The 13,308-nt window shown below is 59.6% G+C and carries 15 protein-coding genes; 13 read left to right on the plus strand and 2 right to left on the minus strand.

What is annotated here, in order from left to right:
* Positions 1-29: 29 nt before the first annotated feature.
* The 7 genes from EDF81_RS12730 (at position 30) to ruvX (ending at position 5,791) form a co-directional block, all read left to right on the plus strand.
* Positions 30-1,424 carry a sugar porter family MFS transporter gene (locus EDF81_RS12730; RefSeq protein ID WP_123348485.1) on the plus strand — a complete coding sequence of 465 codons (1,395 nt, stop codon included), beginning with the start codon at positions 30-32 and terminating at the stop codon, positions 1,422-1,424.
* 75 nt (positions 1,425-1,499) lie between these two features.
* Positions 1,500-2,000, plus strand: a complete 501-nt coding sequence (locus EDF81_RS12735; RefSeq protein WP_123348486.1) for a SprT family zinc-dependent metalloprotease — start codon at positions 1,500-1,502, stop codon at positions 1,998-2,000.
* Positions 2,001-2,094: 94 nt separating this feature from the next.
* On the plus strand, positions 2,095-2,802 hold the full coding sequence (endA, locus tag EDF81_RS12740) for a deoxyribonuclease I (protein ID WP_123348487.1): 708 nt from the start codon (positions 2,095-2,097) through the stop codon (positions 2,800-2,802).
* Between the two features lie 69 nt (positions 2,803-2,871).
* The gene (gene rsmE, locus EDF81_RS12745) at positions 2,872-3,603 is read left to right on the plus strand and encodes a 16S rRNA (uracil(1498)-N(3))-methyltransferase (RefSeq protein ID WP_123348488.1); all 732 of its coding nucleotides are present in this window, start codon (positions 2,872-2,874) and stop codon (positions 3,601-3,603) included.
* Positions 3,604-3,759: 156 nt separating this feature from the next.
* Complete coding sequence (gshB, locus tag EDF81_RS12750; protein WP_123348489.1) at positions 3,760-4,707, plus strand: glutathione synthase; 948 nt, start codon at positions 3,760-3,762, stop codon at positions 4,705-4,707.
* Positions 4,708-4,808: 101 nt separating this feature from the next.
* Entirely contained in the window at positions 4,809-5,372 is a 564-nt protein-coding gene (locus EDF81_RS12755) for a YqgE/AlgH family protein (RefSeq protein ID WP_123348490.1), read from the plus strand.
* A complete protein-coding gene (gene ruvX, locus EDF81_RS12760; protein ID WP_123348491.1) occupies positions 5,372-5,791 on the plus strand; it encodes a Holliday junction resolvase RuvX in 420 nt (139 codons plus the stop codon). Before EDF81_RS12755 ends, ruvX begins: the two co-directional genes overlap by 1 nt.
* Positions 5,792-5,930: 139 nt before the next feature.
* Here ruvX and EDF81_RS12765 read toward each other — a convergent pair whose 3' ends face one another.
* A complete protein-coding gene (locus tag EDF81_RS12765; protein ID WP_123348492.1) occupies positions 5,931-6,623 on the minus strand; it encodes an IclR family transcriptional regulator in 693 nt (230 codons plus the stop codon).
* Between the two features lie 69 nt (positions 6,624-6,692).
* On the opposite strand from EDF81_RS12765, the gene EDF81_RS12770 reads away from it, so the two are divergent.
* A complete protein-coding gene (locus EDF81_RS12770) occupies positions 6,693-8,951 on the plus strand; it encodes an FAD-dependent oxidoreductase (RefSeq protein WP_123348493.1) in 2,259 nt (752 codons plus the stop codon).
* 3 nt (positions 8,952-8,954) lie between these two features.
* Here the strand turns inward: EDF81_RS12770 and EDF81_RS12775 are convergent, their stop codons facing one another.
* Complete coding sequence (locus EDF81_RS12775; RefSeq protein ID WP_123348494.1) at positions 8,955-9,935, minus strand: type IV pilus twitching motility protein PilT; 981 nt, start codon at positions 9,933-9,935, stop codon at positions 8,955-8,957.
* Positions 9,936-9,952: 17 nt separating this feature from the next.
* Between EDF81_RS12775 and EDF81_RS12780 the strand changes: the two genes are divergently transcribed.
* Genes EDF81_RS12780 through hemW form a run of 5 tightly spaced genes read left to right on the plus strand, consistent with a single transcriptional unit; the run spans position 9,953 to position 13,266 of the window.
* Positions 9,953-10,657 (plus strand): YggS family pyridoxal phosphate-dependent enzyme, encoded by a 705-nt coding sequence (locus EDF81_RS12780; protein ID WP_123348495.1) that lies wholly within the window; start codon positions 9,953-9,955, stop codon positions 10,655-10,657.
* Between the two features lie 18 nt (positions 10,658-10,675).
* Positions 10,676-11,242 (plus strand): YggT family protein, encoded by a 567-nt coding sequence (locus EDF81_RS12785; RefSeq protein WP_123348496.1) that lies wholly within the window; start codon positions 10,676-10,678, stop codon positions 11,240-11,242.
* Positions 11,239-11,529, plus strand: a complete 291-nt coding sequence (gene yggU / locus EDF81_RS12790) for a DUF167 family protein YggU (protein WP_123348497.1) — start codon at positions 11,239-11,241, stop codon at positions 11,527-11,529. The genes EDF81_RS12785 and yggU overlap by 4 nt, the downstream gene beginning before the upstream one ends.
* Positions 11,530-11,537: 8 nt before the next feature.
* The gene (rdgB, locus tag EDF81_RS12795; protein ID WP_123348498.1) at positions 11,538-12,131 is read left to right on the plus strand and encodes an RdgB/HAM1 family non-canonical purine NTP pyrophosphatase; all 594 of its coding nucleotides are present in this window, start codon (positions 11,538-11,540) and stop codon (positions 12,129-12,131) included.
* Complete coding sequence (gene hemW, locus EDF81_RS12800; RefSeq protein ID WP_123348499.1) at positions 12,124-13,266, plus strand: radical SAM family heme chaperone HemW; 1,143 nt, start codon at positions 12,124-12,126, stop codon at positions 13,264-13,266. The genes rdgB and hemW overlap by 8 nt, the downstream gene beginning before the upstream one ends.
* Positions 13,267-13,308: the final 42 nt, after the last annotated feature.

The raw sequence follows: 13,308 nt of genomic DNA on the forward strand, positions 1-13,308 counted from the left end.
ATAAGACTCATAATCCAATGGAGGGCAGCATGCCTGACACTAAAAAACAGGGATATTCCAACAAGACAATGACCTTCTTTGTCTGCTTTCTCGCCGCGCTGGCGGGACTCCTTTTCGGCCTTGATATTGGCGTGATCGCGGGTGCCCTGCCCTTTATCACCGACGAATTCCAGATTAGCGCCCACACCCAGGAGTGGGTGGTCAGCTCCATGATGTTTGGTGCCGCCGTCGGTGCCGTCGGCAGCGGCTGGCTGTCGTATCGCCTCGGGCGTAAAAAAAGCCTGATGATCGGCGCCATCCTGTTTGTTATCGGCTCCCTCTTCTCTGCCGCCGCGCCAAACGTCGAAGTGCTGATCCTCTCCCGCGTGCTGCTGGGCCTGGCGGTGGGCGTTGCCTCCTACACCGCGCCGCTTTATCTCTCCGAGATCGCCCCGGAAAAAATTCGCGGCAGTATGATTTCGATGTATCAGCTGATGATCACCATCGGTATCCTCGGTGCCTATCTGTCGGATACCGCCTTCAGCTATAGCGGAGCATGGCGCTGGATGCTGGGCGTGATCATTATTCCGGCGGTTCTGCTGCTGATTGGCGTGATCTTCCTTCCGGACAGTCCGCGCTGGTTTGCCTCCAGACGCCGCTTCAATGATGCGGAGCGGGTCCTGCTGCGCCTGCGCGATACCAGCGCCGAGGCCAAAAACGAGCTGGAAGAGATCCGCGAAAGCCTGAAGATCAAACAGTCCGGCTGGGCGCTGTTTAAAGACAACAGCAACTTCCGTCGGGCGGTTTTCCTCGGCGTGCTCCTGCAGGTCATGCAGCAGTTCACCGGGATGAACGTGATCATGTACTACGCGCCGAAAATCTTCGAGATGGCGGGCTACAGCAACACCACCGAGCAGATGTGGGGCACCGTGATCGTTGGCCTGACCAACGTGCTGGCGACCTTTATCGCTATCGGACTGGTGGATCGCTGGGGACGCAGGCCGACCCTGATCCTCGGCTTCCTGGTGATGGCGTCGGGAATGGGCATTCTCGGGACGATGATGCATATCGGTATCAGTTCAGCGACGGCACAGTACTTCGCCGTGGCCATGCTGCTGATGTTTATCGTCGGCTTCGCCATGAGCGCCGGTCCGCTGATCTGGGTACTCTGCTCTGAAATTCAGCCGCTGAAAGGCCGCGACTTCGGGATCACCTGTTCGACGGCCACCAACTGGATCGCCAATATGATCGTCGGTGCAACCTTCCTGACGATGCTGAATACGCTCGGCAATGCCAACACCTTCTGGGTGTATGCAGGCCTGAACGCATTCTTTATTGTTCTGACACTTTGGCTGGTTCCTGAAACCAAGCACGTCTCGCTGGAACATATCGAACGTAATCTGATGAAGGGCCGCTCGCTGCGTCATATCGGCGCTCGCGACTAACCTTCCCGCGTCCTCCCCATCGGGAGGACGCTTTCCCCTTGCGCCGTCGTGGCGCAAATTCTATGCTTTGCGCCTATGAAAACCCTTCGTCTTCCCGTTGCCGTCCAACAAGCCGTTATGCGCGCCCTGCGCGAGAGGCTGGAGCAGGCCAACGAAAAACTGGCCGCCGACTATCCGCTGCCGAAAGTGGTCTATCAGCAGCGGGGCACCGCCGCCGGAACCGCCTGGCTGGAAAAGTACGAAATCCGCCTTAACCCGGTACTGCTGACGGAAAACCTGCAGGCGTTTGTCGACGAGGTCGTTCCCCACGAGCTGGCGCATCTGCTGGTCTGGAAACGCTTTGGCCGCGTCGCGCCTCACGGCCGCGAGTGGAAATGGATGATGGAGAGCGTCTTCGGCATCCCCGCCCGCCGTACCCACCAGTTTGAGCTGGACTCGGTGCGCAGCAACACCTTCCCCTACCGCTGTAAGTGCCAGCAGCACCAGCTGACCATTCGCCGCCATAACCGCGTGCTGCGCAACGAAGCCGTTTATCGCTGTATTCGCTGCGGCGAGCCGCTGGTCGCCGAGACCTGATTCACGCGCCTTGCTGGAATATTTCTGCTCATACTGATTGCATCGGGATAGCTCCTTCGCTAAGTTGCGAACTCGCTTTGAAACGGAGTTCCTGATGTCCCGTAAACTTTCTTTTGCCGTGGCAATCATTGCCGCGGCCTTCTCAGGCTACGCGCTGGCCGACGGTATCAACAGTTTTTCCCAGGCCAAAGCCGCCGGGGTAAAGGTCAATGCCGACGCCCCCGGTGATTTCTACTGCGGGTGCAAAATCAACTGGCAGGGTAAAAAAGGCGTCGTGGACCTGGCGTCCTGTGGCTATAAGGTGCGCAAGAACGAGAACCGCGCCAGCCGCATCGAATGGGAGCACGTGGTGCCCGCCTGGCAGTTTGGCCACCAGCGTCAGTGCTGGCAGGATGGCGGTCGCAAAAACTGTTCCCGCGACCCGGTTTACCGCAAGATTGAAAGCGATATGCATAATCTGCAGCCGGCGGTCGGAGAAGTGAACGGGGATCGCGCTAACTTTATGTACGGTCAGTGGAACGGCGGCGAAGGCCAGTACGGCCAGTGCGCCATGAAGGTCGATTTTAAAGGCAAGGTGGCCGAGCCACCGGTTCGTGCACGCGGTGCTATCGCCCGAACGTATTTCTATATGCGCGACCAGTATCAGCTGACCCTCTCCCGTCAGCAGACCCAGCTGTTTAACGCCTGGGATAAGCAGTATCCGGTGAGCCGCTGGGAGTGCCAGCGCGATATCCGCATCGCGAAGGTTCAGGGGAATCACAACCCTTATGTGCAGCGCGCTTGCCTGGCGCAAAAGAGCTAACCTACACTAGCGACAATTATTGATTCAGAGGGTGCGGTACGCTGCACCCGACAAACGGAATTTCAGACTATGCGTATTCCCCGCATTTATCACCCCGAGACGCTGACCGCAGGTAGCCAGATTGCGCTGGACGACGACGCGGCTAACCATATTGGCCGCGTGCTGCGCATGGGCGCGGGCCAGGCTCTTCAGCTGTTTGACGGCAGCAATCAGGTCTTCGAGGCAGAAATTGTCCACGCCGATAAAAAAAGCGTCCGGGTCAGCATCCTGCGCGGCGAGCTGGACGATCGCGAATCTCCTCTGCATATCCACCTGGGACAGGTGATGTCCCGCGGGGAGAAGATGGAATTCACCATCCAGAAATCGATTGAGCTGGGTGTAAGCCTCATTACGCCACTTTTTTCTGAGCGCTGCGGCGTTAAACTGGATCCTGAGCGTCTGAATAAGAAGCTCCAGCAGTGGCAGAAGATCGCCATCGCCGCCTGCGAGCAGTGCGGTCGCAACCGGGTACCGGAAATTCGCCCGGCGATGGATCTCGAAGCCTGGTGCGCCGAGCAGGAAAACGGTCTGAAGCTGAACCTGCACCCGCGTGCCAGCGCCAGCATCAACACGCTGCCGCTGCCGGTTGAGCGCGTGCGGCTGCTGATCGGCCCGGAAGGCGGCCTGTCAGCCGATGAAATCGCCATGACCGCACGCTACGACTTTACTGATATTCTGCTGGGACCTCGCGTTCTGCGCACTGAGACTACTGCGCTCACCGCCATTACCGCACTACAAGTGCGCTTTGGCGATCTGGGATAAAAAAAGGGCATATGGCTACCTTATTTGCCATTCTGCCCCCGCTCAGTGCTCGCATCCTCACGTACTTTTGTACGCTCCGGGTGCTGTGCGCTGACCGGGAACAGACTGCCTGCAACGATAACGCCATATAGCTCATTTTTATGGAGATAAAGAACAATGATTAAGCTCGGCATCGTGATGGACCCCATCGCAAGCATCAACATCAAGAAAGACTCCAGTTTTGCCATGCTGCTGGAAGCCCAGCGTCGCGGCTATGAATTGCACTATATGGAGATGGCCGATCTATACCTGATCAACGGTGAAGCCCGCGCCCGTACCCGTCTGGTCAACGTTGAGCAGAACTATGACAGCTGGTACCAGTTCGGCAGCGAACAGGACCTGCCTCTGGCCGACCTCGACGTGATTCTGATGCGTAAAGATCCGCCGTTTGATACCGAATTTATCTACGCGACCTATATCCTTGAGCGTGCGGAAGAGAAAGGCACCCTGATCGTTAACAAGCCGCAGAGCCTGCGTGACTGTAACGAGAAGCTGTTTACCGCCTGGTTCGCCGAACTGACGCCGGAGACGCTGGTCACCCGCAATAAGTCACAGCTGAAAGCCTTCTGGGAGAAGCACGGGGATATCATCCTCAAGCCGCTGGACGGCATGGGCGGCACGTCTATCTTCCGCGTTAAGCAGGGCGACCCTAACCTGGGCGTGATTGCGGAAACCCTGACCGAGCTGGGTAACCGCTACTGTATGGCGCAGAACTACCTTCCGGCCATTAAAGACGGTGATAAGCGCGTGCTGGTCGTCGACGGCGAGCCGGTGCCTTACTGCCTGGCGCGTATTCCGCAGGGCGGCGAAACCCGCGGTAACCTGGCGGCCGGTGGCCGGGGTGAACCACGTCCGCTGAGCGAAAGCGACTGGGAGATTGCCCGCCGCGTTGGACCGACGCTGAAAGCGAAAGGGCTGATCTTTGTGGGCCTCGATATTATCGGCGACCGCCTGACCGAGATTAACGTCACCAGCCCGACCTGCATCCGCGAGATCGAAGCCGAATTCCCGGTGTCTATCACCGGTATGCTGATGGACGCGATAGAGAAACGCCTCGCAAAATAATCACGGGATAGCGGGAGGGAACCCGCTATGAGTGACAGCGTACAACTTTACCCGCATACTGGGATTCGTTTATTTTTTGAACCAGGACAGAACCTCTGCCAATGAATTTACAGCATCACTTTCTGATTGCCATGCCCACACTCCAGGACCCGATTTTCCGCCGTGCCGTGGTCTATATCTGCGAATACAACGATCAGGGTGCGATGGGGATTATCATCAATAAGCCGCTGGAAAATCTGAAGGTCGAAGGCATTCTGGAGAAACTGAAGATCGTGCCTGAACCGCGCGATCCGGCGGTGCGTCTCGATAAACCAGTTATGCTGGGTGGCCCACTGGCGGAAGATCGCGGGTTTATCCTGCACACCCCGCCCGCGTCCTTTTCATCGAGCATCCGCATCTCCGATAACACCATCATCACCACCTCCCGTGACGTGCTGGAAACCCTCGGCACCAGTGAACAGCCCAGCGAAGTCCTGGTGACGCTCGGCTACGCCTCCTGGGAGAAGGGACAGCTTGAGCAGGAGATCCTCGATAACGCCTGGCTAACGGCCCCGGCAGATCTCAACATTCTGTTCAAAACCCCCATCGCCGACCGCTGGCGCGACGCGGCGAAGCTAATCGGCATCGATATTCAGACCATGCCCGGCGTAGCGGGGCACGCATAATGAGCGGAACCTTACTGGCCTTCGATTTCGGCACTAAAAGCATCGGCGTCGCTATCGGTCAAACCATTACCGGCACCGCCCGCCCGCTCACGGCGCTCAAAGCCCAGGACGGCACGCCGGACTGGAACCTGATTGCTCGCCTGCTCAAAGAGTGGCAGCCCGACGCGGTGATTGTCGGCCTGCCGCTGAATATGGACGGCACCGAACAGCCGCTGACCGCCAGGGCACGCAACTTTGCGAATAAGATCCACGGCCGTTTTGGCGCAAAAGTGCTGCTGCACGATGAGCGTCTGAGCACCGTTGAAGCCCGCGCCGGTCTGTTCGAGCACGGCGGCTTCCGCGCCCTGAACAAAGGCAGCGTCGACTCCGCATCGGCGGTGATTATTCTGGAAAGCTACTTCGACCAGCACGGCAGCTAGCCCTTCCCCTCTTTTTACCCGTTACTCCGGCATGCGGCGTTTCTGACGCCGCAGCCTCTCCTCTCGATCCCGCTCACACTTTCCGCTACGACTATTTGCCAGCCGCATATTGTTTCTATAAAAGAAACATAAAGACAGATCAGGATTTTCGGGTTAACAGCCCGGCAAGAAGCTGGAGCTCATCGCGCCGGGAACGGATCCGGGCCTCATCGACCTGCCACATACCGGCAAAGGCCAGTGCCGCAGAGTGAGCCCCCAGCGGCTGAGCCATCGAGACTTCACCGTCGTCATGGTGCCAGACCACGTAGCCCTGTTCCCGCTGCTGGTGAATATGAGGCCCCAGCTGCTGCCACTGCTCTGGCGTAAAGCGTGCCATCAGATCCTCGTCGCTTTCCGCCGCCAGCAGGGCCATACCGATCACCGACTGCCAGGCAGGCAGCATATGAAAACCGGCCAGGGCCTGGCTCATCTGCGTACCGGGTGCGGAGTGCCAGATATAAATGACCTGGTCTTCCCAGAGAACGCCCATCGCCACCACGATATCTTTCGGGGCGTGGCGTTCCAGCAGAGGCAGTGCCTGGGAGAAGAGCGCCGAGCCGCGAATGGACTGCGCGGCGAGGGCGTGAATGCCCGGCCCCGGCAAATAACGACGCTGCTCGTCCTGCATCGTCAGGCCGATAGAGGCCATGGTCATCAGGAGGCGGTTAACGCGGGTGGTGTTGATACCCATCAGGCGAGCCAGCTCGCGACAGCCGATAGCGCGGCCGCTGGAGACCAGATACTGCAGACAGCGAATACCGTCGATCAGGCTTTGATTGGGTTGTGATGACATAGCGGCTTTAGTCCGATTCAGGCTCAACGAAGCACCGATTCTACCGCCAGTACAGAAGGATACAAGGTTATGAAAATTTTTAGCCAGACCGACAGCAGAACCTTTCCCGTGCAGTCCCTGACGGCAGATCTGATCGTTGCCGGCGGCGGGCTGGCAGGGCTCTGTGCGGCGCTCGCCGCCGCACGAGACGGGCTGGCGGTGGTGCTGATTCAGGACCGGCCGGTGCTCGGCGGTAACGCCTCCAGCGAAGTCAGGCTGTGGGCCAACGGTGCGACTTCACATATGGGTAACAACAACCGCTGGGCCCGCGAAGGCGGCATTATGGGCGAGATCCTCGAAGAGAATCTGTGGCGCAATAAAGAGGGCAACCCGGTGATGTTTGACCTGGTCCTGCTGGACCTGGCCAAAAGCCAGCCGGGGTTAACGTTGCTGCTCAATACCGCCGTCTACGCCGTGGATCGCGAAGGTTCACGCATCACCGGGCTGCAGGCCTTTAATCCGATTAACGAAACCTTCTATCAGGTCAGCGGGACGCAGTTCTGCGACGCCACCGGCGACGGCGTGCTCGGGTATCTGGCCGGGGCAGAGTTCCGTGAAGGCGCGGAAGCGGCCGACGAGCTGGGCGAAAAAATGGCGCCCGGCGACAACTTCGGCCATAAGCTGGGGCACTCGATCTACTTCTATACCAAACGCACCGATGGCCCGGTTAACTTTGTTCCGCCCTCGTTCGCCCTCGATGATATTACCGCGATCCCGCGCTATAAGCGGCTGACCTCGACGCTGAACGGCTGCGATCTATGGTGGCTGGAATGGGGCGGCCGTCTGGATACGGTGTACGAGAGCGAAACGATCAAGTGGGAGCTGTGGCGCATCGTCTGGGGCGTCTGGGATTACATCAAAAACTCCGGCGAGTTTCCCGAAGCGGAGAATATGACCATCGAGTGGGTCGGTGCCATTCCCGGCAAGCGCGAAAGCCGCCGCTTCGTTGGCGACCATCTGCTGTGCCAGCAGGATATCATCGAGCAGCGGGACCACTACGACGCCGTCGCCTATGGCGGCTGGTCCATCGACCTGCATCCGGCGGACGGGGTTTACAGCACCCACGACGGCTGCCGACAGTTCCACAGTAAAGGCACCTACACCATCCCCCTGCGCAGCCTCTACAGCCGATCCCTGGACAATCTGTTCCTGACCGGACGCCTGATTTCCGCCTCCCACGTTGCCTTCGGCAGCGCCAGGGTGATGTGCACCTGCGGCCTGCTTGGCGAAGTGGTGGGCCGGGCAGCCACCCTCTGCCACCGGCAAACGCTAACGCCGCATGAGCTGGCAAGCCCCGATCGCGTGGGTGCTCTGCAGCAGCATCTGCAGGCCAGCGGCTGCTATATTCCGCGCCAGTGGCTCGATGACCCGGCACGCAGCGCCAGGGTTTCCGCCAGCAGCGAGCTTGAGCTTCAGGAACTGCCCGCCAGCGGCGAGTGGTATCCGCTTGCCGAACGCATGGCTATTCTGCTGCCGGTCAAAGCCGGAGAAACCCTGCCCGCCCTGACCTTCCGCCTGCGCAGCGACAGCCCGCAAACGCTGACGCTGACCCTGCTCGGCAGCCTGAAACCCGGCAACTTTACGCCCGAGGAAACGCACGCACGCAGCCAGATCCGAATCGCGGACGAGGGCGAGTATACCTGCGATTTCAACTGGCGCAGCGACCGGGACCAGTACGTCTTTGTCGCGTTTGACGCCTGCGAAGGCGTCAGTATTGCGCTGACCCGTAGCGCACCGGTCGGTATCATGACCGTGTTCAACAGCCTTAATGCGCGGGTGGCCAAACATACCCGCCAGCAGGCGGACGGCGACTACGGCGTGGATGAGTTCGACTTCTGGCTGCCCCGCCGCCACCCGAACCAGATAATGCCCGCCATGCGTTTCGGTACGCTCCTGCGCTGCTACGGCGCTGAGAACCTGCTTAACGGCCGCCTCCGCCCGGAGCAGCAAACCAACGCCTGGGTTCCGGCAGCAGACGATACTGCACCAGTGGTCCGCTGGCGCTGGCCTGAACCGCAGCGTATTAGCGCCCTGACGCTGCTGCAGGACAACGACTTCGACAACGCGATGGAAACCGTGCAGATGGGCCACCACGCGCCCGTCACGCCGCACTGCATCACCCACTACCGCCTGTGGGCGGATGATACCCTGGTGGCGGAGGTGACCCACAACCACCACTCTCTGTGCCACCACCGCTTTGACACGCCCCTGAACGCACGGGAAATCCGTCTGGAGATTGTTGCCACCGCAGGGGCACTGCCGGCGGTTTATTCCCTCAACGTACGCTAGCCACTACAGCCTGCCAGCAGCCACTCGCTGCTGGTAGCTCTGGCTGAAGGTCTGCATACCCGCCTGCTGCCCGGTCTGCATAATGCCGGGAAGCTGGTGGGTTTTACCCTCGCGGATCAGGTTCGCCACCGCCGGGGTATTGACCAGCAGCTCGAACAGTCCGACCCTGCCCTGCTGTTTATCCGGCAGCAGCTTTTGCGCCAGCACCGCGCACAGGCTTCCGGCCAGCTGGCTGCGCATTTGATCCTTTTCATTGGCCGGGAAGGCATCCACCAGCCGCTCCACCGCCTGCGCCGCGCCACGGGTATGCAGGGTCGCCAGCACCAGATGCCCGGTTTCGGCGGCGGTCAGCGCCAGACGGATCGTTTCGCTATCGCGCAGCTCGCCGATCAGAATAGCGTCCGGATCTTCACGCAGCGCCGCCCGCAGGGCGTCGGCAAAGGAGAGGCAGTGCTGGCCAACCTCCCGCTGCTGGATCAGGCAGCGCCCGCTGCGATGGATAAACTCGACCGGATCTTCGAGAGTCAGAATATGGCCGTCGAGATGCTGATTGAGGTAGTCCACCATCGCCGCCAGGGTCGTGGACTTGCCGCTGCCCGTCGCCCCGGTCACCAGCAGCAGGCCGTTCTCTTCATGCAGCAGATTTGCCAGCGCGGGCGGCACGCCCAGCTCCGCGAGCTGCGGACAGGCATCCGGCAACAGGCGCAGCGCCAGCGAGACGCCGCTCTGATGGGTAAACGCGCTGGCGCGCAGCCGTTTATTATCGCTCAGCGCCACCGCAAAATCGGTCTGCCCCTGCCGACGCCAGCAGGCCAGCTGCTCCGCCGTCAGCCACTCCTGAAGCAGCGCATCGACATCCGGCGCAGGAAAAGGCGCAGGTTCGAGCCTGCCGCAGCGTCGCCAGCGCGGCGCACGACCATTGCACAGGTGTAGATCCGAGACGTTATGCTTTACACTAAGGGCGACGATTTCTTGCATATTCATAGAACCATCCGGGAAACATGAACGACATTGCGCATAACCTGGCACAGGTCAGGGATAAAATCTCAGCCGCTTCTGTACAGTGCGGTCGTACTCCAGAAGAAGTTATTCTGCTTGCAGTCAGCAAAACCAAGCCTGCGAGCGCCGTCGAACAAGCCGTTGCCGCCGGGCAGCGTGCCTTCGGGGAAAATTACGTTCAGGAAGGCGTGGAGAAGATCCTTCACTTCCGCGAGCGTGGTTTTAACGGGCTGGAATGGCACTTTATTGGCCCGTTGCAGTCCAACAAAAGCCGTCTGGTGGCGGAGCATTTTGACTGGTGCCATACAGTGGACCGGCTGCGCATCGCCAGCCGACTCAGCGAGCAGCGACCGGCCCATCTGCCGCCGCTTAACGTTCTGATTCAAATCAATATCAGCGATGAGAACAGCAAGTCAGGGATTGCTCTGCCTGAGCTGGACGCGCTGGCCGCTGAGGTAGCACAGCTGCCGGGTATTACCCTGCGCGGGCTGATGGCGATCCCGGCGCCGGAAGCGGAATATGCACGGCAGATTGCCGTCGCACAGCAAATGGCAGTAGCATTTGCGCAGCTAAAAACGATTTACCCGACGGTGGATACCCTGTCGTTGGGCATGTCAGATGATATGTCCGCCGCGATTGCGGCAGGCAGCACTATGGTACGCATCGGCACCGCCATTTTTGGTACGCGTGATTACACAAAAAATTAAGGAATATTGAGGAACGCCATGAACACGTTGACTTTCCTGCTTTCAACGGCCATTCAGCTGTACACGATGGTGCTGTTGCTACGCGTCTGGATGCAGTGGGCCCGCTGTGATTTTTACAACCCGTTTGCCCAGTTTGTGGTGAAAGCCACTCAGCCGATTGTCGGCCCGCTGCGCCGGGTGATCCCCTCCATCGGCGGGCTGGATACCTCCTCGCTGCTGGTCGCCTTTGTCCTGAGCCTGATTAAAGTTATCGTGCTCCTGATGGTCATTACCCTTCAGCCGGTGATCTGGATTGCCGCCCTTCTGGTGATGCTGAAAACCCTCGGCATGATGATTTTCTGGGTCCTGCTGGTGATGGCGATTATGAGCTGGGTCAGCCAGGGCCGCAGCCCGGTTGAGTTTGCCCTGCGTCAGCTGACCGAGCCGCTGCTGCGCCCAATCCGCAGCCTGCTGCCTGCGATGGGTGGCATCGACTTTTCCCCGATGATCCTCGTGCTGCTGCTGTACGTTATCAATATGGGCGTAGCCGAGCTGCTGCAGAGCACCGGTAGTCCTCTGCTTCTGGGACTGTGGATGGCGACATGAGTGCCGTCGACGTCTTAACTGACGGGCTGGTGCTTCGGCTGTATATTCAGCCGAAGGCCAGCCGCGACAGCATTGTAGGTTTACATGGCGACGAGCTAAAAGTCGCCATCACCGCGCCTCCGGTGGACGGCCAGGCCAATGCGCATCTGGTTAAATATCTGGCAAAGCAGTTCCGCGTGGCGAAGAGTCAGGTGATCCTTGAAAAAGGCGAACTGGGCCGCCACAAGCAGGTAAAAATCATTCATCCGCAGCAGATCCCTCAGGGCGTCGCGGCACTGACAAATTAGGATTTCCCATGCAAAAAGTTGTCCTCGCAACCGGCAATGCCGGTAAAGTGCGTGAGCTTGCCACGCTGCTGAGCGATTTCGGTCTGGATATTGTTGCCCAGACCGAGCTTGGCGTGGAGTCGGCCGAAGAGACCGGCCTGACCTTTATTGAGAACGCCATCCTTAAAGCGCGCCACGCGGCGCACATTACCGGCCTGCCCGCCATCGCCGACGACTCCGGTCTGGCAGTGGATTTTCTCGGCGGCGCGCCGGGGATCTACTCCGCCCGCTACGCGGGCGTGGATGCCAGTGACCAGAAGAACCTGCTGAAGCTGCTCGACGCCCTGGAAAACGTGCCGGACGGCCAGCGTCAGGCGCAGTTCCACTGCGTGCTGGTCTATCTGCGTCATGCGGAAGATCCGACCCCGCTGGTGTGCCACGGCAGCTGGCCGGGCGTAATTACCCGTGCGGCTGCAGGTGAAGGTGGCTTTGGCTACGATCCGATTTTCTTTGTGCCGTCAGAGGGCAAAACTGCCGCAGAGCTGACCCGCGAGGAGAAGATTGCGATCTCCCATCGCGGCCAGGCGCTGAAACTGTTACTGGAAGCCCTGCGTAATGGCTAATTTGCCACCTTTAAGTCTCTATATTCATATCCCCTGGTGCGTGCAGAAGTGCCCCTACTGCGATTTCAACTCGCACGCGCTCAAGGGCGAAGTCCCGCATGACGACTACGTTCAGCATCTGCTGAGCGATCTGGATAACGACGCGCCCTGGGCTCAGGGCCGCGAAGTAAAAACGATTTTTATCGGCGGCGGCACGCCGAGCCTGCTCTCCGGTCCGGCCATGCAGACCCTGCTCGACGGCGTGCGTGCGCGTCTGACTCTGGCTGACGATGCGGAGATCACCATGGAGGCAAATCCCGGCACCGTGGAGGCCGACCGCTTTGTCGAGTACCAGCGCGCCGGAGTCAACCGTATCTCTATCGGCGTGCAGAGCTTTAGCGAACCCAAACTGCAGCGTCTGGGGCGTATCCACGGCGCTGAAGAGGCAAAGCGGGCGGCAAATCTGGCCAGCGGCCTTGGCCTGCGCAGCTTTAACCTCGATTTGATGCACGGCCTGCCGGACCAGACGCTGGAGGAGGCGCTGGACGATTTACGTCAGGCCATCGCCCTGAATCCGCCGCATCTCTCCTGGTATCAGTTGACCATCGAACCCAATACCCTCTTTGGCTCACGTCCGCCGGTTCTGCCGGACGACGATGCCCTGTGGGATATTTTCGAACAGGGACATCAGCTTCTGAGCGCCGCAGGCTATCAGCAGTACGAAACCTCCGCCTACGCGAAGCCGGGCTACCAGTGTCAGCACAACCTCAACTACTGGCGTTTCGGCGACTACCTGGGCATCGGCTGTGGCGCACACGGCAAGGTAACGCTGGCGGACGGGCAGATCCTGCGTACCGCCAAAACCCGCCATCCGCGTGGCTATATGCAGGGTAAATACCTCGATAAGCAGCATGAGGTCGCCGCAGAGGATAAGCCATTCGAGTTCTTTATGAACCGCTTCCGCCTGCTGGAAGCCGCGCCGCGCGAAGAATTTAGCCGCTATACCGGGCTGAATGAGAGCGTGATCCGCCCGCAAATTGACGAAGCGCTGGCAAAAGGGTATCTGACGGAAACGGCACTGGAGTGGCAGATTACCGAGCACGGTAAGCTGTTCTTAAATTCGTTGCTTGAACTGTTTCTTGCTGAAGAGCAATAAAGATACGGCCTGGCGGATAACCGGCAGGCCGTATTTGTGACG

This window comes from Enterobacter sp. BIGb0383 (assembly GCF_003751845.1).
In the GTDB taxonomy this organism is placed as follows: Bacteria; Pseudomonadota; Gammaproteobacteria; order Enterobacterales; family Enterobacteriaceae; genus BIGb0383.